Source organism: Pseudobacteriovorax antillogorgiicola (assembly GCF_900177345.1).
Taxonomy (GTDB): Bacteria; Bdellovibrionota_B; Oligoflexia; order Oligoflexales; family Oligoflexaceae; genus Pseudobacteriovorax; species Pseudobacteriovorax antillogorgiicola.
Genome location: NZ_FWZT01000007.1, coordinates 22580 through 41172, shown reverse-complemented (window position 1 = coordinate 41172; position 18593 = coordinate 22580). Strand labels below are relative to the sequence as shown.

Here is an 18593-nt window from a genome sequence, read left to right as displayed (position 1 = left end):
ATTCCGCCAGCGAATGCAAGGCTCAGCGACTAGGCAAGACTTGCCTTCATTCTTTTTAAGATTCACCGATAAAAAGCCAAGGTGTATCAAGGAGGTGGTCGGTGAAACCCATTTTGATCCTAGCAGTAGCCATCGGGTGTATGGCTTGTGAACCGAAGAAATCCAAAAACGCAAGCGCACAAAAAGAGCGAGTCAGAGGAGGGCTTTCTGCCAAGGCTCCCCCGAAAAAGCCGATCGCTGAAAAATCGATTGTGGAGCAAATTCGTGAAGAGGCTAAGTCTGAGCAAGCCCTGGTCGATGACCTCGAAGTACCCCCTCCTAGCGACCCAAGCCTAAGCACCGAGGCACCAGCCCCAGCAAAACAAGACAAAACTACGCCAAGCTATGCGGAAAGACTCTTCGCCCATGGCCGCATAGCAGCCCGCAATGGTAAATCAGACGAAGCTAGGCGCTATTACCTTGATGCTTGTCAGTTGGGCTACTATGAAGCTTGTCACAAGTTCGCTTACTATGAACATAAACAAGGCAATTTCAAGAACGCTCTGCGCTTCTATAGGTTGTCTTGTAAGCACGGCATCCTCAAAAGTTGTAACAATATGGGCTTTGGTCTAGAAACCATGGGCCAGCATGAACAAGCAAAGGACTATTATTCTAGGGCTTGCCTCAATCAGCATGAAGGTGCATGTGATAGCTTGCGACGGGTTATTGATAAAACAAAAATGGCTCATTGAACTAAGCAAACATCAAACCATAGATGCTAAAAGCTGCGAGCTGATAGTTCTGTGTCATCGTCCTCCACAGCTTCATCCATACTCTCAAACTCAGGCACTCTCTTGGCCATCCAAGCAATCATTGGTTCAAAAACGCTAGGCGCACTAGGATGCATATCATGCAAGGCAATTTCTTTTGAATAGCTGAGAGTCCGATCGAAGAATCTCTGATGTTCAGCTCCATGACTTTTTTTGCAAACGACATAGAGCGGGCAAACGAGCTGATCCCCTTTGCGCTGCAATCGATGGTGCCCCTCGTCCAGTTCCACAGTAGCCATCATTGTTAGGGCTTGGTGGTGGAGAAGCTCATCGTTGGCCTGGACAGCGCCCAGAAAGTCTTGGGCTTTATGCTCAGACTCGATAGGCAAAAATACTTTTAGCAAGGGCTTGATGATCCTTTGGACACTGCTTGACTCGATATGAAACGGTAGGTGACTAAGTAGCAATCCACCGATATGAGGCCTGGTTTTGACGGTATAAATAGCCGCAATACTACCCCCGATGTTATGACCAAGCAAAAATAGAGGCTTCGACTCATAGCGTTCGTTGGCCCTGGCTACCAACAACTCTAAATCATCAACCACATCACCAAGACTACCGAAATCTCCACGTTCACCAGGAGATTTTCCGTGACCGCGAAGATCGTAGGTAAAGACTGCAAAGTTTTGATCCTGAAGAGCATCTGCCAGGCTTTTATACACCCCACAATGTTCGCCAAAACCGTGGCTAATGATAGCGACCCCTTGTGGTTCGTCAACGGGGTAGGTTTCGCAAAAAAGATCGAGCCCATCACAGGTTTCGATGGTTTCTTGAACCGTTTTCCTTTTCATAAAACACCCCACAATACCTTGTCGTGTTGCTACCAAAGAACGTCCCGGACTCTAATAATTTAACATGATCGAAAATTAGTTTCATAACGAATCAAAAAAATCTGAATAAACGATATTTATTAATGAGAAAGGCTCGGCGTAGGAGCCCACGGAACGCCTGCGAGCAAAGGCGAAACAAAGGATTTCCACAGCTAGAGCACCAACTGTGGCTCGTAGTTTTAGTAGCTGAAAAAAACTTTGAAACAAGGTAAGATCCCCCGCCTTACTGACCTAAATCGAAACAAAAGGAAAACTAGGATGCGTTACGATGAAATAAAATGGGAAGACGACGAAGAACTGGAATCAGAGAAAAAAAAGTCTTCCAACGCAGACCAAGGTGATTCGGAAAGCTTCGCTGACCTTTTGGCTCAGGCTGATGGAAGCTTCGAACGACAGTCCATTCGCGTAGGCGGGCAAGTTACGGGAATTATTTCTGCTATTAATGAAGCTTCCGAGTCGATCCTTGTAGAGATCGACCCTCTTCATACAGGTGTCATCGATCGCCAGGACCTTTTAGACGATGAAGGAGTCCTTCAAGCAAGAGCTGGTGATAAGATCACCGCTTACGTGGTGTCGCGCAAGGGTGGTGAAGTCATCCTCAGTACCTCAATGAGTCAATCTAGCCAGAGTCTGGACGATCTCTACCTTGCTCAAGAAAATGAACTGCCGGTTCAAGGCAAGGTAATAGGCGAGAACAAGGGTGGTTTTGAAGTTACCGTCCTTGGCAAGCGCTGCTTCTGCCCTGTTTCACAGATCGACACCCGATTCGTTCAGTCGAAAGCTGAGTTCATCGGCAACGAATACAAGTTTTTGATCGAGAAAATTGAAGAAGGTGGTCGCAATATTGTCGTATCACGAGCCAAACTGCTTCGCCGCGAAGCGGAGCTGAAGATCCAAGAGTTGGAAGAGCAAATTTCTGAGGATCTGATTTTGAATGGTACGGTCGCGGAGCTGCGTGATTACGGCGCATTCATCGACCTCGGTGGCCTTGATGGCTTTCTGCATGTCTCTGAAATGAGTTACTCAAGGATCAATCGCGCAAGTGACTTCCTAGGTAAGGGCGACAAAGTCAGAGTTAAAGTTCTTAAGATTGAAACCGTCAACGATAAGAAACGCATCTCCCTATCAATGAAAGCTGTTGAGGAAGACCCCTGGAGCAGCATTCGGGAGGAACTAAGCGATGGCGCATCTTACTCTGGCAAGGTAACCAAGCTTGAGTCCTTCGGGGCTTTTGTGGAAATCAGGCCCGGAGTTGAGGGGTTGATCCATATCTCTGAGATGTCCTGGGAAAAACGTGTTCATCACCCGTCTGATATTGTAAGTGTCGGCGATCAAGTCAACGTCCGCTTGCTTAACATCGACGAGGCCAACAAAAGAATCTCATTGAGCCTAAAGCACGTCGATGATGATCCTTGGGTTAAAGCCAAGGAGCTTCTTATTGAAGGTCAGTCTACGACCGGTCAGGTTATTAGCCTCAAAGGCTTTGGTGCCATTCTTGAGCTAGGCGAAACCAGCGTTACTGGACTTCTACCTATGGCTACCTTGAAAAAAGCCTACGGTGAAAGTTATCGCAAGCAAGCATCACCGCCGAAGCAACTCGAAGTTCTGATTCGCTCCGTCAATGCCGATGAGAAGAAAGTCCTTTTGTCTCTTCCCAATATCGAGGATGATGAAGAACCTGATACCTCTTACCAAGACTACCTTGCCAAGCAAGAATCTCAGGTAAAGGAGAAAAGCAGCCAAAACCAAGGCACTTTTGGAGCTTTATTGGCCGCTAAACTAAACGAGAAGAAGAAGGGATAATCTACATGGAACTCAAGAGCTTTATCCGAGAAATTCCAGACTTCCCCAAGCCTGGTATCAATTTTAAGGACATCACGCCCCTTTTAAAAAGCCCTGCTGCCTTGCAAGCTACTTTTGATCAACTAGCGGCACCGTTTCGGGATCAGAAGATCGATTTTGTCGCCGGCACAGAAAGTCGTGGCTTTATGTTTGGAGTCGGTGTGGCACAAGCTCTTGGTGTCGGCTTTATCCCCATTCGCAAGAAAGGCAAGCTTCCAGCTGAGGTATTCAGCGAAACTTACGAGCTAGAATACGGCACCGACTGCCTGGAAATCCACAAGGATGCTATTGAGAAAGACCAAAAGGTATTGCTTGTAGACGACCTACTCGCCACCGGCGGCACTATGAAAGCAACGGCCAAGCTAGTGGAAGCCTGCGGGGGACAAGTTGTTTCCTGTGCCTTCCTCATTGAGCTATCGTTTCTTGGTGGCAAAGAGGCACTGGGAGACTACTCGATCCACACGCTGATCAGTTACTAAATGCCAACACGGGCAATAAAAAAGCTAGGTTCTTTTTGAACCTAGCTTTTATTGTGTTTGAAACTTGAAGCTATCTTTTAGTGAGTGATGGCGACCTCAGTATTCACGTGGTTGATCCACTCAGCAGCCTGCTTTTTAAACTTAGGAAAGGCTTTGGCTTTTCGAAAGCTTTCGATGGCCGACTGAGTTGCGCCCGAGTTGTAATGAGCGATACCAAGTGCAACGTAAGCCAAGCCTTCTTTTTTAAGGCCACCCTTTTCGATACCCTTCTTAAGAGCAGCAATAGATTCTTTCCACTTCTCTTTCTCAAGATAAAGCTGACCCTGGCGAACGTAAAGCTTACCATCGCTCGATAATGGAGCAGCTTTGTCCAAGGCAGTCAGCGCTCGATCAACTTCTTGAGCTTGAATCCATGACTCAGCAAGGAGTTCAAAATGCTTTGAAGTCTTCGCAACAGCACCATCGTCGAGAGCTTTTTGCAGATAGACACCAGCCTTGTAAGGAACCCCTTCAAAGAGGGATAACCTGATTAGCTGCAGCAAGTCTTTCTCTTCTGTAAGAACCTTGTTCTTGTAGGCCACTTCCAAAACAGCAAGAGCCTTACTATCCTGGTTCATCGCGATATAAACACTCGATAGCTGCTTCCAGTACTGATTCTTATCGGGCTTGATGTTAACTAGCTTTTCTAAGATCACCGCAGCCTTACTGTAGAGCTTTTGCTCAAAATAAAGTGCCACGAGCAAACGCAACCAACTTTCCTTAGGCGAATCCGTCAGCTTTAGAGCTTTCTCCACCTGTACAGCAGCCATTCTCATCTGCTTTAGCTGCGCTAAGACCTGACCATAGAAAAAGAAAGCTTCGGCTCTCTGCGGCTCCTTATTAAAGAGATAGTCTTGAATATAAGGTACTGCATCGATGTAGCGCTCTTCTGCTACCAAGACCTGAGCCAATGAATACATGGTATTCAGGGTAGGGGTTTTTGGTAAAGAATTGAGTTCGATGGTCTTACGAAAGTATTCCGATGCCTTAGCAAAGCGATCTGACTGAGCGTAAACGTAACCGCTGGTTTGGTAGACCTGAGCTAAACCAAACTTGTTGCCACTTAGCGACTTCTCAAGACCTTGAAGAATTTCAAGGGCAGCATCGTACTTCTCCGTGGACATCAGTTGCTGGGCCTTAGTTAGACGCTTCAACGAGCGCTCTCTAATGGTTCCCGATCGGCCGCCTTCAATGGTCTGCGGCTTACGATTCACCACCTCTTGCACAGTTTTACCAGTGGCTAGAGACGGGACAGCGAACAACTGCAGAGCCATCAGGATGGTCCAAATTGGTCTCATTCCTCTCCCTCCAGCTTAAAGTCAAGTCGGATGGTTTGGGGAATTTCTACCGCCTTGCCATCGACTATCTGGGGTTTGTACTTCCATTTCAAGATAGCACGTTTGGCTTCTCGGTTGAAAATCCTGGGAGGTTTAGCTTCCACAATCTTAACATCCGAGACAGAGCCTGATTTTGTCACTGTAAACGAGGCAACAACGTAGCCTTCTATACCTCTCATCCGTGCCTTACGTGGCATCTGGGGAGCAATACGCACAATGGGCATTACCTCACCATCGGAGTTCCCTCCGCCGCCACCACCGCCCAGATAAGGACCCATGCCACCTTTCAAGCCGTTGGCAATTTTAGGTTGGGGCATATCTAGCTGTTCGGCCTGAGGCTGATCGTTTTCAGCAACCTGCATCTTTGGTTTCGAAGGCGCAGCCTTGGGAGGAGGCGGCTTCTTCGGAAGTTCACGACTTCTTGTTTTCGTTTCTTGATCTCGCTTGACCCGGATGAATTCCACCACAGGGCCGAGATCGTTTTCGACAGGCTTCTTCTTACCCTGAGAAATCAGAACGGACATGAAGTAGAACAGTCCCAAGGTAACGAGTCCACCTGCACCTAAAGCAACCAGATAACGCATAGATTATTCCTGTGGCTTAGCAGCAATGGATACGGCGGTTACACCTGCCAACCGAACTTGGTCCATCACCTGGATCAACGTACCGGTCTTGGCTCCCTTGTCTGATTGAATCACAACGGACCCTTCAGGGTTTTCCGCGTGTAGTTTCTCAACGTTGGCGCGAACAGATCGCACATCAACGCGTCTTTTTTGAATCCATATTTCACCTGCATCCGAAATCGCGATCAAAATATTAGCTCGCTCTTTCTTCGTCGCTGTAGCTGCTGAAGGACGATTGACATCGATCCCCGACTCTTTGACGAATGAGGTGGTAACGATAAAGAAAATCAGCATGATGAAGACGATGTCTAGCATCGGCGTCATATCGATACCAGCTTCTTCTTCTGCATTTCTTCTAAAACGTGCTCTCATATTAGAACCTTTCAATTATAGGGGAGCTGGTCTGCAAGCTCATCCCTTGCCTTCTTTGCCTTACTTTCTAGTCGTGATCCAAAGTAGAGACCTGATAGAGATGCCACCATTCCCGCCATGGTGGGGATGGTCGCCATCGAGATACCAGATGCCATCAAGCGAGCGTTGCTCGTTCCTGTGTAGCCCATGATTTCAAAAACGCTGATCATACCGGTCACCGTTCCCATCAAGCCGAGCAAAGGACAGATAGCTACCATGGTTTTAATTAAGCCAACCGACTTGTCGAGACGTGTCCCAACATCGGAGATTAAGGCTTCTCGAATCCGGTGGGCAGCCCAGGACGACTTGTCCTTGCGTGCCTGCCACTTGCCAACAACCCCTTTGGCTTCTGCAGGGTAAACCCTAAAGAAGTAATAGTACTTCTCAAGAATCAAGGTCCACAGAACAAGGGTCGCCAAAGCAATCACTAGCAAGACCTGGCCACCAGTCTCTAAAAAGTCGCGAATCACTTCCCATGTTTCGAAAAGGAAGATCACGCTTTACCCTCCTCTTCCACGCGAGAGGCCATCAAGCCAGCACTCTGCTCTTCTAGAACAGAAAGAACTGCTTTACTGCGGCCCGATACGAAGCTGTGGAGAAGAATAAGTGGAATTGCAGCAACAAGACCTAGAACCGTCGTTACAAGTGCCTGTGAAATACCACCGGCCATAACTTTCGGATCTCCGGTACCGAAGAGCATCATGGATTGGAACGTGCCAATCATACCAGTAACCGTACCAAGAAGACCAAGAAGCGGTGCTACCGAAGCAAGGATCTTAATCGTGCCTAAGCCCTTCTCTACGGAAGACGTTCCTTTGATGATTGCCTCATCGAGCTTTAGCTCAAGACTCTCAATATCTTTGTCTTTATTTTCTTCGTAAGTTGCAAAGATCAAACCCAGAGGGTTGCTCTTGTCGAAAGATCGTGATGACAACTGATCTTTGATCTGACGCCCAACTTTTGTGAGGTAGAACATACGCTCACCAGTGAGGATCAAGCCCACAAAGAGCACGGATGCGATAACCCAACCGACGATACCACCCTGCTGAAATCTCTCCCAAAGGCTTGGTGCCTGAACAAGGGCGCTCAGGATAGAGCCTCGTGATGGGTCAATTCCTAAAGCGCTAAGCTCACCAGGGCCAGCACTTTCGAAATCCTTAATTTGAGAAAGGAATCGTGATGCAGGCTGACGACCAAGTTCGATCATCTCATCAACTGTGTCATCATAGCGAAGGTACTTGCCCTGAGATACTAGGTTGAAAACACCGATACGGGTCACTTCTTGCTCAGCCTTAGTGCCGTCCACAAGAGTCACCTGACCTTTGAAAGTAGAAACCTTACCAGACTCTGTCATCTCGGTAAGTAGCTCAACCCAAAGCTGAGCCAAGTCGCTGCTGTCAGGCAGTGATTTACGACGAGAAAGATCATCGACGAAAGCTGTACGGCCAGGATTCTCAGCAGTTACTAGAGAGGTTTCAAAGCTTCCCTTGGCATCTCCGGCAACTTGACGAACGACGCCAAATAGCTCGCCCAAAGTTCCCATTGTCATCTTTAGCTTGGTTTCAAGCTCAGAAAGTTGCTTTTCGTTGGAGTCAAACTGAGTTTTAAGAGTTTCACCCCGAGCTTTTTGAGCCGCCAACTCAGCCTTGGCCTTGTTGAGAATCGCCTGTTGCTCGTTCTTATTTGCTAAGAATTTTGCTTCACGCTCTTTGTTTATCTTATTGTCTTTCGCTTTGTCTCGCTTCACCTGCTCAAGCAACTGATCGAGAGAGTTTGCCTGCGCATTAGCAGTCAAGCTAGCGCTACTCAATGCCAGCCCTAGTACGGCTGCAAAAGGAACTACTTTTGATTTAAAGAATGTCATTAGTTTGCCTCCGGAGCGGGAACGGGTAAGGTCAACAAGTCAGGTGCTGACTGCTTCTTAGCAATCTTAAGGCCCTGCTTGATAGATGACGCGTACTGGCTACCAAGCTCTTCCCATTTACGGTTGGTCTTGTTCCAGATCATTGCTGTTTTGCCATCAAGCGTCTGATAGATTAGGACAACGCGACCAATGCGCAAAAAGTCCACAGTTTTCTTCTCACCGTCCACATCTACTGTCGCTGAGTACGCCTCGATAGAACGACCATACTCATTCTCAACCTGGTAAGCTTCTAAAACACGACGGTACTTTTCAGATGTCGAAACGTCAGCACGATCCATCATCTCGCGAAGTGTTTGAATCCGATTCTTTCGCTCTTCCATGAGGAATGGAACATCCAGTTCCACAAACTGCTCTAATCCATCGATCATCTTGATCATCAATGGTACGACTTCTTTGTTCGTTACCTCGATGCTGTCGATCTGCTTCTGGATCGAACCGACTTCTTCATTTTGCGATTTGATGAGTTTTTCAAGCTGGTCGTTGTAAGTCCGAAGGCTCTCTGTTTCGCTGACAACCAGTCGGTACTCGTCAAGGAGGCGGGATGTCTTATCTGCCATCCCATCGATGTTCTTCTGAGAGGTTTTGTTCTGAGCCACTGTTGTTGTTTGCACATCAACAGACTTTTTTACTGCATCCCCGAAGGATGCCTGCGTCAGGGATAAACCAAGCACTGCCGGTAAGCAGTACCGAGTAACCTTTTGTGAAAGCTTGTGAGCCATAGTCGCTAACCCTATAAGATGCAAAATTAGAGATATCAGATTGACTTAGCTATATAATCGAAACTACATAGCAAGTCATCAGAAATAAGTCTTAAGGTTCTAAGCTGATCTGAACACGTTGGCAAAGAATTGATCTGGGGCACTGACACGAAAAACAAAACACTTCCAAACCGTCGCTTTTGGCATAGGGTCTAAGTTTAGTACAAATAAGCCCAATACCACTTTGGCCATTCAGCCAGCCTATTTTTAAAAGTTTATTGAATATATTTATAATTTAGTCAATCGATAAATCAGACTTGCGCGTCATTTTTGCAAAATCAGATCCTACGATTTAGTGAGGTGTAGAGCAGTAATCATGCGGGTTTTGAGAGACTTTACGGAATTTGAGAGCCAATTTTCACAAAATTTTGACCGGCTCTCTAGTCTCTTTTACCAACCTACTTTGACGCAATCAACTCGCCCTGGAGTGTCACTTCGACTGGCTTCTTTCGAAGTAGCGACTCAATGATGAAACAGATGATCCCGAGGTTGATCGCTACGTCAGCAATGTTGAACACCGCAAAATCGTGATGCCAACCAAACAGGTTCCAATCAACATCTAAAAAATCGATGACGTATCCAAATACCACACGATCCAAAAAGTTGCCAATCGCGCCAGAAAGTATTAGGACAAGTCCGAGCCGCGTCACATGGTAATTTAGTGGCAGGGTTTTAAGGTAATAAGATACAAAGAAGATCGCAATCAGCGTTACGGCATAGAAAAACGGCACGCGATAGGTATCATCAAGATCTGCAAGCATGCTGAAGGCAGCCCCTGTGTTCCTCTGGTACTGAAACTTAAATCGAAAATACTCCCCGCGCTGGTTATCTTCCGTCCGAACTTCACCAAGGGTAAAGACATGGTAAGAATCGGTTCGAAACTGCCTTTTATTGGTCTCGTGCTCCCAAGTCAGAAGCGTGCCGTGAGCGTGCCGTTTAGAAACTTGGTCGAGACCCACAGAGCCTAAAAAGACTAGAGTCAGAGCCAAGAACATGAGTTTACCAATACGAGTGGAAAGAAATGGGAATCGAATGTTTTTTAGCATATATGGATGACCTTCAGCTTCCTCAAAGGTTTAAAAGGAAAAAATATCATGGACTTGATACCTTTTCTATGCAGGATCACAAATAGTCGAGCCCACTAACTGAGAACTTTCCCATAAGCTATTATATTTATTTATCTTTTAAGAGGAAATAAACTTATCCGTAAGAGATCAGCCGGCGGTTGTTACGTTAAAATGAACCCTTACCCCGCCATAAGATGCCAGTATCACCGGACAATCACGCCATCGGCTGCTGCCCTTAACTCTCCCCCCTCGCAAGCACCGAGATCTATCATGACTCAAGTGAGAGTCCACTAGAGGAGATAATTATGCTTCGATTAGCCCTATGTGCACTTCTAACTGTTTCATGTAGCCATACCGGTTCCAAGGACAAGAGTGCTAAGTCCGAAAAACTTTCATCCACTGACGACTTTGCCTTGGCAAGCGACAAGGACTTAGAATCCGACTTATTTGTAGAGGGTCAAAAATACAGGTTTTCAGAGGCATTCGAGCTGCCTCAAAAAGACGAGGATGAGGTCGCGGTCCGAAACGAAGAGCAAAGCGTCCAGACCAACTAAGAAGCAATTTTTGCCTGAAGCCTCTAGTGAGGCTTCATACTCGCCACCATATCCACCAGGGGCAATTGCTTTTCCTCGACTCCTGAATCCAAATCTTTAATGCTATAGGTTTCCTGAGCCAGCTCTTCGTCGCCGACTGTCACAACCTTGGCAAAGTGCTTCTTATCTGCATACTTAAATTGCTGGGCAAGTTTGCCTGGCTTTAGAGCAATGTCAGCTTTTAAGCCCGCGCCTCTTAACTCTTGCACAATGCGAAAGCCATAGGCCCGAGCATCTTCTGTTGCGACAGCCACAAAGATACCACCACGCTCAGGTTCGCTAGCCTTCTCTAGCTCATCTAGAGCTGCTAGCAATCGGTCTACGCCGATCGAGCCACCAATCCCTGGAATTTCCTGCTTGCTGAAGCGTGACACGAGTCCGTTGTAACGACCACCGGATGAGATCGACCCAAAGTTTGGCAGGTCGTCGAGAAAAGTCTCAAACACGATTCCGGTATAATAGCCAAGCCCACGGGCGATACTCAGATCCAAGCGAATCTTGCCCTTACTTATCTTCAGGTCGCGTAATATCGAGAGCGTTTGATCAAGTCGATCGATTTCCCCCAAAGCCTCCTCTTGGCTTGCAAGGGTACTACGAACCAAGTTTAAGTCAGAGTCTCCTTGCACGTCTTTAGCGGTCACGACCTTCAAAAGACTTTGTGCTCCCTCCTCGGTTGTACCCTGAACTTCAAGAATGAGCTCCAAAACTTTTTCATCACCGACCTTAGCTAGTTTATCCAAGGCGATCAAAACCTTGATCTCTCCATCACCATCTACATTTGGCAGTGACGCTTTGATCAGCGCCGAAAGCAAGACCCGATGCCCTATCAACATCGTAAATGAAGACGGCACGAACTGGTCTAAATTCACAGCAATATTTGTAATAATCTCCACATCTGCAGCTAGGGAGTCGACTCCCACAATATCGACATCAGCTTGGCAAAACTCTCGATAACGCCCCTTCTGCGGTTTCTCGCCCCGATAGGAGTTGCCAATCTGCACCCTTTTAAAGGGCATTGTCAGAGTCCCTTGATTTTCAGCCACAAATCTCGAAAAAGGAACTGTAAGATCGAAGCGCAAGCCTACCCGACGACCACCATGATCTTCGAAGAGATAAACCTCTTTATCTGCTTCTTCTCCTCCAGAGCCGAGAAGCGTTTCAGCATACTCTAAAACGGGGGTTTCGATCGGCTCAAAGCCCGACTGAATCGCGTGATGCCAGATATGATCTGTAATGGCTTTACGACGCAGGGCCAGTGATGGACTGAAATCCCGAAAGCCTTTGAGGGTTTTGGCAGGAACACGATCTTTTTTAGCCAAGGTGCTTGCTCCTTTAATACGAGTTTTGGTAACGTCATCGTTCGGCCCATCAAATTGGCCTAAACGAAGTGGAATCCCATAGCAGAGGTTCGAAACAAATGTCAAACAGACTCCCGCTAGTCGTCCTCTTAGCGGCCTCTATCATAGGCCCTGGGAAGGCTTTTGCAAGTGCTCCTTCAACCACTGAGAACCCCGGCTATGTTCAGGACTTCACCGCCTATACGCTGCCGTCTGGTGCTATCAAACTAGGGTTTGCAGCAGAGTATGGGGTGAGTGAGACTATAGATGTGGGCCTCGACACTCTCGCCTTGGCCGCTGGTGCTCCCAACTTGAAAATGAAATATCAAGTTTGGTCCCGTGGCCTGCACTCGGTTTCCATCGGTGCTAGCGTATCTTATCTAAACCGAGACACCGCTCTCTGGGGCTTTGTCAAAGATCACTTCGATGAACTTGACGCCCAGATAGTTCGACCGCAAATTTCCTGGTCGCAACGCATGTCCCCCAGATTAACCCTTCATAGTCACTGGAGTATAGGTCTCGGAGATGTCAATGCCTCGTTAAGCGAAGAAGGGCGAAAGTATTTTTGGGAGAGCAAGTACCCCCAAGGGGACTACGAGACCCGCACCCAGGATGTGTCAGACGAGACGAATACTGAGGCCAACCTTGGCCTGGCTCACCGCACTCTCCAAGCCCAGTCGCTTATGGGTCTTAGCCGAGATTTTTTCCAGATATCCGGCGAGTTTCACCGAGATGAAAGTAAGCGCATTTTACTTTCCAGCCGGATCAGTAACTTACAATTAGAGAGCCTCAAATCACAGGACTTCAGGGTCACCGCCGCTCAAGAATGGCGCCACGGAGCCTTCAACTTCCGTCTGGGCCTCGGCATTCTATACCAGGTCCTTTCGGGAGCCGACTTAGACGGTGAGAGCGTCGATGATGCAGGCTTCCTGCCCATCGGAGACTTTGATATTTACTGGATATTCTAAAGATTGCCCATCTGACCTCAATATGTCAATTTATACTTGAAATTCTTAGCCTAACGGGCTAAGCAAGGGATCCCTTTATTTCTTCAAAAGAAAGTGTCGGTTTGGAACTCAATAATAAACAAAAAAAATACCTCAAAGGTTTGGCACATAACCTGAACCCCGTGGTCATGGTAGGTAATAACGGAATCAATGACGGTGTTCTCAAAGAAATCGAGACCACCCTTGAAGCCCATGAATTGATCAAGATTCGTATCCGCTGCGAAGGCCAAGAGGAACTCAAGCCACTGGTCGATGATATCGCTCAGAAGGTAAACGCTACCCTAGTACAAGTACTCGGCCACTCTGTCACTTTGTATCGGCAGGGCAAAGAACCGAAGATCAATCTTCCTTAGCTCTAAGCGAGAGGCTTGCCCTAAGGGCAAAAAAAGTCTCGCTGCTGAACACTGATCGTGAGAAGATTTTCGATCCCACTTGGGCTGATTGAGGAAGAGGAGCTGACCATGGATCTTGGAAAACCGAAACTGCGGGCCATAGCGCTGCTACGCTGCCCTTATTGCCTCGAAACCCCTCTCAGAAAGCCGAAATCTTGGTTCGAGTTTCGAGATGGCTGTTCCAAATGCGGCTACCGTTTTGAGCGAGAACCTGGCTACTTCCTAGGATCGCCATGGATGATCAATTACCCCATCACCAGCTTGGTTTGCTTTGCACTCACTTATTATCTCTTTCAATACCAAGAAGACATGGCTGTTTTAATCAAGGCCGCCGTTGTTGCCCTTGCTGGTATCGCCACTGGTCTGATTCTATATCCTTTTTCACGAGCTATTTGGCTTGTCGGGGATCACTTCCTTCATCCACTAGGGGACGAAGACTTCAAACAAAAACCTCAAGCCGATTAGAATTTAAAATGCTGATCAAGGATGCCCACAACCTGATCGGTGTTTTCTAGGTCTTCCAGCAAGTATTCTGGTGACTGAGCCTCAATCGCGTCCCGAGCTGCATAACCTGTACAAACAGCCATGCAAGCTGCACCTATGGCCCGACTGCACGTGACATCATGAGGTGTGTCGCCAATAATCATCAACTGATCCGCTGCCAGGCTACCCTTGGCAAACTTCTCCGCGTCTCGCTTCCCCTCTCTCGCAATATCGTCGCGACTTTCCTGACGATCGCCGAACCCGCCGAAATGAAAGTAGTCGTGAATTCCGTGGGACTCCAATTTCGTATAGGCTCCCGCTTCGATATTGCCTGTGATCAAGCCTAGATGATAGCGATCATCGTCCTGCAAAGCCTCCAGGAGTTTCGCGACACCCGGCAGCAGCTTGCCCTTTGAAACGATTAATTCCTGCTTCAGCTCTTGGTTATAGCGAGTTATAAACTGGAGAAATGCATCATCGGCAAAGTCCACATGATTCAGCTGAAAAAGCTCCTTGCAAATGGAAAGATCCGTGCGCCCTCCGTAGTCGATGTCAACATCGGCATCTGCAATGTTAAAAAGACCTCGAAACGCGGAGGCCAAAGCTCGTTTTCCTGCACCATTCGTAAGAATCAACGTACCGTCAATATCGAAGAAAATATAACGCCCCATACCACTCCCAAGAAAAGTTATAGAATATCGTTATACCAAAAAAATGACCGTGACCCTATTGTTGCTGCTAATAGGAGGGTGCATAAGTTTCCCCTTTGACGATTCCTTTAATTTTCTATACTCTTTTTTTAGCTATCAATCTAAATTTGAGAGTAGATACGGACGTGAGCCGGGCTTAAACTTACAATTCCCGCCAATTACAAAATCAGGTCTTACATGAATATCGATCATAGACGAGGGATCACCGATCTCTACGCATCAACAAGAAATCTCAGCCTCAACATCTGTGCAAAGATCTCAAACGAAGATCACATTGTCCAGTCTATGCCGGATGTAAGCCCACCTAAATGGCATCTGGCACATACAACTTGGTTCTTCGAGACGTTTGTCTTGAAGAATTTCTTAACGGACTTCAAGCCATTTCACGAGCAATTTGAATATATTTTTAACTCATATTACGAGACTGTCGGTGATTTTCATCCCCGTGCTCATCGTGGGGACCTATCGCGCCCTGCCTTGGACGAGGTTCGTGAATATAGGAGCCATGTCGACCAACAGATTCATGGCTTGTTCGATTCTGGACAAGACGACGAGAACTTTCTAAAGCTAATTGAAATCGGTATCCACCATGAGAAGCAACATCAGGAGCTGCTGTTCATGGACATTAAGCATAATCTCTTTAAAAATCCTTTATACCCTGCTTACCACCAGCACGCTCCCCACACTTCACCAGAGACAAAACCTTACCAGTGGCTGCCAATCGCTGCTGGGATCTATGAAATCGGTGCTTCGGCCGATGGCTCGTTTTGCTACGATAATGAAGGCAAGCGTCATCGGGTTTTTATCGAGCCCATGGAGATCGCCAATCGCCTCGTGACCAATGGCGAATACCTTAACTTTATCGAAGCTGGGGGCTACGTTCGGCCTGAGCTTTGGCTTTCTGAGGCTTGGAATTCATTTAAGGACCAACCCGAGTCATCACCGCTTTATTGGGTTCGTCAGGATGACAAATGGTATGAGTTTACCCTCCATGGACTGCAGCCTTTAGACCTCAACGCACCTGTCAGCCACGTTAGCTACTACGAAGCAGATGCTTACGCACGTTGGGCTAACGTTCGATTACCTACAGAGCAAGAGTGGGAAGTCGCAGCACAGCTCTACGATCATAGAGACCGTATCTTCGATATTGATCACCTATATCCTTCGGCCCAGAGCGATGACTCGTTCGATATCATGGGCCAGCTTTGGCAATGGACTGCTAGCGCTTATAGCCCTTACCCCGGCTTCAAAGCGGAAGCAGGTGCATTGGGCGAATATAACGGAAAGTTCATGTGCAATCAGTATGTATTAAGAGGAGGCTCAATAGCCAGTCCACCCAACCATATTCGTAGTACGTATCGCAATTTTTTCCCCAGTCATAGCCAATGGATGTTTTCTGGAATTCGCTTAGCAAGAGAGGTATAAATGTCAAACATAGAGTTATTCGATCTAGAGCCAAAAACAAGCGACTTCCTAGCCGATGTTGTTCAAGGCCTACAGGCGAGCCCTAAAACGATCCCTCCAAAATATTTCTACGATGAAAGAGGATCAGCACTCTTCGATCAAATCTGCGAATTGGATGAATACTATCCTACACGGACCGAAACTGCGATTCTCGATCAATTTTCTGATGATATAAACGATGCTCTGCCTGAGCAGTGCTTGCTACTGGAATATGGCAGTGGCAGCAGCATAAAAATTCATAAGATTCTAGAAAGCAGCGCAAAGATCAAAACCTACATTCCGCTGGATATCAGTAAAGAACATCTTCTCAATGCAGCAGAAGCCATTGCTGCAAGCTACCCCAAGCTCACGGTAAAAGCTGTATGTGCAGATTATACCGAAGATAAAATAAAGACACTTGATCCAGGGGTCAATGATGAGCGTGTGATTTTTTTTCCTGGTTCAACAATTGGAAACCTAAACAAAGGCGATGCTCGCAACCTTCTCGATACGGCACGGGAATTTTTAAGGGTTGGTGGCCTATTTATCCTTGGGATCGACCTCATCAAAGATCGCCGCACGCTCTTGCAAGCCTATAATGATCAAGACGGGGTCACAGCAGAATTCAATCTCAACATGCTAAGTCGTATTAACCGAGAGCTAAAAGGCGACTTCGAGCTAGATCAGTTCAGGCATGAGGCCATTTTCAACGAGGACTTGGGCCGGATCGAGATGCACCTTTTTTCAAAGGTAAATCAAACCGTACGTATCATGGATCAAAGCTTTCATTTCCGAGAGAATGAGTCCATCCATACTGAGAACTCCCAAAAATTTAGGGTTCACGACTTTTTGGAGTTTGCTGGACACTCTGGTTTCAAGGAGCGAAAAATCTTCACCGACGAGAAAGAAACCTTCGCTGTCTTGATGTTGGAAGCCAAAGCAGACTAGCCGCAGGAGGTGAACCCTGCTTGCAAATCCTCTCGGATTCCTTCAATCTCTTGAGGCACTAGAGGAGGAGGTAAGCATGAGTGGCAGACTATTGTATTCAACAGACGGTGGATCGAGCAAGAAACCAGAGAAAAAGAAGAAAAGTTACGAGAAAAGCGACGGGCCAACCAAGATGAGACTGGAAACAAAAGGACGTGGTGGAAAGTCGGTAACAGTTCTTTTTAACCTGCCATTTGATTCAGGTGAAGCCAAGAAGCTGATGAAGGAGATGCAAACTCTGCTTGGTTGTGGAGCCACGTTCAAAGAGGGTCGGATCGAGATGCGAGGCGATCTGCGGGATAAAGTTGAAGCGCATTTTCAGTCTAAAGGCCTGAAAATCGTCCGGGCTGGAGGCTAGCGGCCTCCCTCTGACTTTTATACCACAGTAAGATGTGGCTTCTTTCGCTCTTCAAAGGGGTTGTTTTCATGAATAGAATCCCAAATATCTTCGATGGTATCGGCCACACTGTCAATGAACTCATCTTTAATTTCACTCAGCTCGATATCATTGCCAGATTGGATGCGCCCTAAGTTATAAAGGATGATCGTTGATGCGCTGAGGAACATTTCAACCAAATCCGAAGCTTCATCATCGCCCATTGTCAGCTTGCCTGAGGCAAGGATTTCATCGATTTCATTGATATGGCGAAGCATATCTTGGTAGGAGTATTTCATGCCATCTTCCTATCAATAATTGTTCGGTTTTGGTTGTACGGTTGGTCTAATTATAGCCTGAATTACTTTCAATTTCTTCTGAAAGCTACGATTTTTTGCGGAATTATGGCGAAAATCTGGCAAGTATTGTTCAACAACGCTATTATTGCGCAGCGAAGTAGGGGCTTAGCCTCCCCTTCCTTAGAAACCTTCGATGCTTTCCTGCGGCTTGCCATGCTGCGCTTGGCTTTCTCGAAGCCTTTTCTCTTCTATAAAGGCTTTGAGAGATATCACCTCGGCCTGCTGGTCTTCGACCCCACTGATACGTACATCCAGCTTCTCAAGTTCATCCACGTCAAAAATCATTCGACTGTCAGACAACCCTTCAAGGCTTGCCCCCACTGAGCCGGAAGAGCGGGGTCGTTTTTCGAAACCACGCTTGCCAATGGTGTAACCAGCCCACAAGCAGATGCCACCTATCGACAGCACCGCTACGATCGGGGCGTAGATCATTCCCAATATGAAGGCTATGGGTAAAACCATGGTGCAAAGAATCGCTCCGACGATGACACCAGCCATACGCAGGTGAGAAACCATATGATCGTGACGAATCGCTCGTTCGTGCTCTTCCGCCGCTCTCTTCATAGCTTGACGCTCTTGGATATACGATCGATTAAGAAACGGATAGTGAGTCATACTCTCTCCTGCCGTAAGGGATTCAACCTCCCTATCGCCTCCGAGCCGGCAAGACCTACCTCACTTTTTCGTAAGAGATTTTAATTAGTATAACTAAGAGTTTGCAAGGCTATTTCAGGTTTCCTCGCCAGTCAAATCCCAGGCCCTCTTCGAACTAGGCCCAGCTATGAGA

Annotated in this window: 22 protein-coding genes; 10 read left to right on the top strand and 12 right to left on the bottom strand. The window is 47.1% G+C overall.

From position 1 onward, the window contains the following. Positions 1-101 precede the first annotated feature (101 nt). Positions 102-731 (top strand): sel1 repeat family protein, encoded by a 630-nt coding sequence (locus tag B9N89_RS10735; RefSeq protein ID WP_132318575.1) that lies wholly within the window; start codon positions 102-104, stop codon positions 729-731. 26 nt (positions 732-757) lie between these two features. On the opposite strand, the gene B9N89_RS10730 is transcribed toward B9N89_RS10735, so the two are convergent. Further along, positions 758-1600, bottom strand: coding sequence for an alpha/beta fold hydrolase (locus B9N89_RS10730; RefSeq protein WP_132318577.1), 843 nt, complete (start codon positions 1598-1600; stop codon positions 758-760). Between the two features lie 297 nt (positions 1601-1897). On the opposite strand from B9N89_RS10730, the gene B9N89_RS10725 reads away from it, so the two are divergent. Together B9N89_RS10725 and B9N89_RS10720 are read left to right on the top strand one after the other, a co-directional pair. Next, positions 1898-3442: a S1 RNA-binding domain-containing protein gene (locus B9N89_RS10725; protein ID WP_132318579.1), complete on the top strand. Its 1545-nt coding sequence runs from the start codon at positions 1898-1900 to the stop codon at positions 3440-3442. Positions 3443-3447: 5 nt separating this feature from the next. Then, positions 3448-3960, top strand: coding sequence for an adenine phosphoribosyltransferase (locus B9N89_RS10720; RefSeq protein ID WP_200820692.1), 513 nt, complete (start codon positions 3448-3450; stop codon positions 3958-3960). A 77-nt stretch (positions 3961-4037) separates the two neighbouring features. On the opposite strand, the gene B9N89_RS10715 is transcribed toward B9N89_RS10720, so the two are convergent. From B9N89_RS10715 to lspA, 7 genes are all read right to left on the bottom strand, one after another. After that, complete coding sequence (locus B9N89_RS10715; protein ID WP_132318583.1) at positions 4038-5297, bottom strand: tetratricopeptide repeat protein; 1260 nt, start codon at positions 5295-5297, stop codon at positions 4038-4040. Further along, positions 5294-5920 (bottom strand): energy transducer TonB, encoded by a 627-nt coding sequence (locus B9N89_RS10710; RefSeq protein ID WP_132318585.1) that lies wholly within the window; start codon positions 5918-5920, stop codon positions 5294-5296. The genes B9N89_RS10715 and B9N89_RS10710 overlap by 4 nt, the downstream gene beginning before the upstream one ends. 3 nt (positions 5921-5923) lie before the next feature. Continuing rightward, positions 5924-6331 carry an ExbD/TolR family protein gene (locus B9N89_RS10705; RefSeq protein ID WP_132318587.1) on the bottom strand — a complete coding sequence of 136 codons (408 nt, stop codon included), beginning with the start codon at positions 6329-6331 and terminating at the stop codon, positions 5924-5926. An 11-nt stretch (positions 6332-6342) separates the two neighbouring features. Then, positions 6343-6867: a MotA/TolQ/ExbB proton channel family protein gene (locus B9N89_RS10700; RefSeq protein ID WP_132318589.1), complete on the bottom strand. Its 525-nt coding sequence runs from the start codon at positions 6865-6867 to the stop codon at positions 6343-6345. After that, positions 6864-8234: a MotA/TolQ/ExbB proton channel family protein gene (locus tag B9N89_RS10695; protein ID WP_132318591.1), complete on the bottom strand. Its 1371-nt coding sequence runs from the start codon at positions 8232-8234 to the stop codon at positions 6864-6866. The genes B9N89_RS10700 and B9N89_RS10695 overlap by 4 nt, the downstream gene beginning before the upstream one ends. Continuing rightward, on the bottom strand, positions 8234-9013 hold the full coding sequence (locus B9N89_RS10690) for a DUF3450 domain-containing protein (RefSeq protein ID WP_132318593.1): 780 nt from the start codon (positions 9011-9013) through the stop codon (positions 8234-8236). The genes B9N89_RS10695 and B9N89_RS10690 overlap by 1 nt, the downstream gene beginning before the upstream one ends. A gap of 437 nt (positions 9014-9450) precedes the next feature. Then, the gene (lspA, locus tag B9N89_RS10685; RefSeq protein WP_132318595.1) at positions 9451-10098 is read right to left on the bottom strand and encodes a signal peptidase II; all 648 of its coding nucleotides are present in this window, start codon (positions 10096-10098) and stop codon (positions 9451-9453) included. A 326-nt stretch (positions 10099-10424) separates the two neighbouring features. On the opposite strand from lspA, the gene B9N89_RS10680 reads away from it, so the two are divergent. Continuing rightward, positions 10425-10673, top strand: a complete 249-nt coding sequence (locus B9N89_RS10680) for a hypothetical protein (RefSeq protein WP_132318597.1) — start codon at positions 10425-10427, stop codon at positions 10671-10673. Between the two features lie 23 nt (positions 10674-10696). Here B9N89_RS10680 and hisS read toward each other — a convergent pair whose 3' ends face one another. Then, positions 10697-12136 (bottom strand): histidine--tRNA ligase, encoded by a 1440-nt coding sequence (gene hisS, locus B9N89_RS10675; RefSeq protein WP_132318599.1) that lies wholly within the window; start codon positions 12134-12136, stop codon positions 10697-10699. Between hisS and B9N89_RS10670 the strand changes: the two genes are divergently transcribed. The 3 genes from B9N89_RS10670 (at position 12130) to B9N89_RS10660 (ending at position 13913) form a co-directional block, all read left to right on the top strand. Then, positions 12130-13017: a hypothetical protein gene (locus B9N89_RS10670; protein ID WP_132318601.1), complete on the top strand. Its 888-nt coding sequence runs from the start codon at positions 12130-12132 to the stop codon at positions 13015-13017. The two genes, hisS and B9N89_RS10670, sit on opposite strands and share 7 nt — an antisense overlap. Before the next feature lie 101 nt (positions 13018-13118). Next, a complete protein-coding gene (gene yhbY / locus B9N89_RS10665; RefSeq protein WP_132318603.1) occupies positions 13119-13409 on the top strand; it encodes a ribosome assembly RNA-binding protein YhbY in 291 nt (96 codons plus the stop codon). Positions 13410-13517: 108 nt separating this feature from the next. Beyond that, positions 13518-13913: a DUF983 domain-containing protein gene (locus tag B9N89_RS10660; RefSeq protein ID WP_132318605.1), complete on the top strand. Its 396-nt coding sequence runs from the start codon at positions 13518-13520 to the stop codon at positions 13911-13913. Here the strand turns inward: B9N89_RS10660 and B9N89_RS10655 are convergent. Next, positions 13910-14602: an HAD family hydrolase gene (locus tag B9N89_RS10655; RefSeq protein WP_132318607.1), complete on the bottom strand. Its 693-nt coding sequence runs from the start codon at positions 14600-14602 to the stop codon at positions 13910-13912. The genes B9N89_RS10660 and B9N89_RS10655 overlap by 4 nt on opposite strands. Positions 14603-14818: 216 nt before the next feature. Here B9N89_RS10655 and egtB point away from each other — a divergent pair, with 216 nt between their 5' ends. The 3 genes from egtB to B9N89_RS10640 all read left to right on the top strand — a co-directional run bounded on the left by egtB (position 14819) and on the right by B9N89_RS10640 (position 17429). Then, positions 14819-16066: an ergothioneine biosynthesis protein EgtB gene (egtB, locus tag B9N89_RS10650; RefSeq protein WP_132318609.1), complete on the top strand. Its 1248-nt coding sequence runs from the start codon at positions 14819-14821 to the stop codon at positions 16064-16066. Beyond that, entirely contained in the window at positions 16067-17032 is a 966-nt protein-coding gene (gene egtD, locus B9N89_RS10645; protein WP_132318611.1) for an L-histidine N(alpha)-methyltransferase, read from the top strand. A gap of 76 nt (positions 17033-17108) precedes the next feature. Continuing rightward, positions 17109-17429 carry a translation initiation factor gene (locus B9N89_RS10640; RefSeq protein WP_132318613.1) on the top strand — a complete coding sequence of 107 codons (321 nt, stop codon included), beginning with the start codon at positions 17109-17111 and terminating at the stop codon, positions 17427-17429. 17 nt (positions 17430-17446) lie between these two features. On the opposite strand, the gene B9N89_RS10635 is transcribed toward B9N89_RS10640, so the two are convergent. Together B9N89_RS10635 and B9N89_RS10630 are read right to left on the bottom strand one after the other, a co-directional pair. Further along, complete coding sequence (locus B9N89_RS10635) at positions 17447-17746, bottom strand: hypothetical protein (RefSeq protein ID WP_132318615.1); 300 nt, start codon at positions 17744-17746, stop codon at positions 17447-17449. A gap of 180 nt (positions 17747-17926) precedes the next feature. After that, positions 17927-18421, bottom strand: coding sequence for a hypothetical protein (locus tag B9N89_RS10630; RefSeq protein WP_132318617.1), 495 nt, complete (start codon positions 18419-18421; stop codon positions 17927-17929). Positions 18422-18593 lie beyond the last annotated feature (172 nt).

What these genes read in the sequence shown, in the direction of transcription:
- B9N89_RS10715 (WP_132318583.1), bottom strand. Translation starts at nt 5,297, where the DNA reads ATGAGACCAATTTGGACCATCCTGATGGCTCTGCAGTTGTTCGCTGTC.
- B9N89_RS10680 (WP_132318597.1), top strand. Translation starts at nt 10,425, where the DNA reads ATGCTTCGATTAGCCCTATGTGCACTTCTAACTGTTTCATGTAGCCAT.
- egtD (WP_132318611.1), top strand. Translation starts at nt 16,067, where the DNA reads ATGTCAAACATAGAGTTATTCGATCTAGAGCCAAAAACAAGCGACTTC.
- B9N89_RS10630 (WP_132318617.1), bottom strand. Translation starts at nt 18,421, where the DNA reads ATGACTCACTATCCGTTTCTTAATCGATCGTATATCCAAGAGCGTCAA.
- B9N89_RS10660 (WP_132318605.1), top strand. Translation starts at nt 13,518, where the DNA reads ATGGATCTTGGAAAACCGAAACTGCGGGCCATAGCGCTGCTACGCTGC.
- B9N89_RS10720 (WP_200820692.1), top strand. Translation starts at nt 3,448, where the DNA reads ATGGAACTCAAGAGCTTTATCCGAGAAATTCCAGACTTCCCCAAGCCT.
- B9N89_RS10655 (WP_132318607.1), bottom strand. Translation starts at nt 14,602, where the DNA reads ATGGGGCGTTATATTTTCTTCGATATTGACGGTACGTTGATTCTTACG.
- B9N89_RS10690 (WP_132318593.1), bottom strand. Translation starts at nt 9,013, where the DNA reads ATGGCTCACAAGCTTTCACAAAAGGTTACTCGGTACTGCTTACCGGCA.
- B9N89_RS10730 (WP_132318577.1), bottom strand. Translation starts at nt 1,600, where the DNA reads ATGAAAAGGAAAACGGTTCAAGAAACCATCGAAACCTGTGATGGGCTC.
- B9N89_RS10710 (WP_132318585.1), bottom strand. Translation starts at nt 5,920, where the DNA reads ATGCGTTATCTGGTTGCTTTAGGTGCAGGTGGACTCGTTACCTTGGGA.
- B9N89_RS10695 (WP_132318591.1), bottom strand. Translation starts at nt 8,234, where the DNA reads ATGACATTCTTTAAATCAAAAGTAGTTCCTTTTGCAGCCGTACTAGGG.
- B9N89_RS10705 (WP_132318587.1), bottom strand. Translation starts at nt 6,331, where the DNA reads ATGAGAGCACGTTTTAGAAGAAATGCAGAAGAAGAAGCTGGTATCGAT.
- B9N89_RS10725 (WP_132318579.1), top strand. Translation starts at nt 1,898, where the DNA reads ATGCGTTACGATGAAATAAAATGGGAAGACGACGAAGAACTGGAATCA.
- egtB (WP_132318609.1), top strand. Translation starts at nt 14,819, where the DNA reads ATGAATATCGATCATAGACGAGGGATCACCGATCTCTACGCATCAACA.
- B9N89_RS10640 (WP_132318613.1), top strand. Translation starts at nt 17,109, where the DNA reads ATGAGTGGCAGACTATTGTATTCAACAGACGGTGGATCGAGCAAGAAA.
- lspA (WP_132318595.1), bottom strand. Translation starts at nt 10,098, where the DNA reads ATGCTAAAAAACATTCGATTCCCATTTCTTTCCACTCGTATTGGTAAA.
- B9N89_RS10670 (WP_132318601.1), top strand. Translation starts at nt 12,130, where the DNA reads ATGTCAAACAGACTCCCGCTAGTCGTCCTCTTAGCGGCCTCTATCATA.
- B9N89_RS10635 (WP_132318615.1), bottom strand. Translation starts at nt 17,746, where the DNA reads ATGAAATACTCCTACCAAGATATGCTTCGCCATATCAATGAAATCGAT.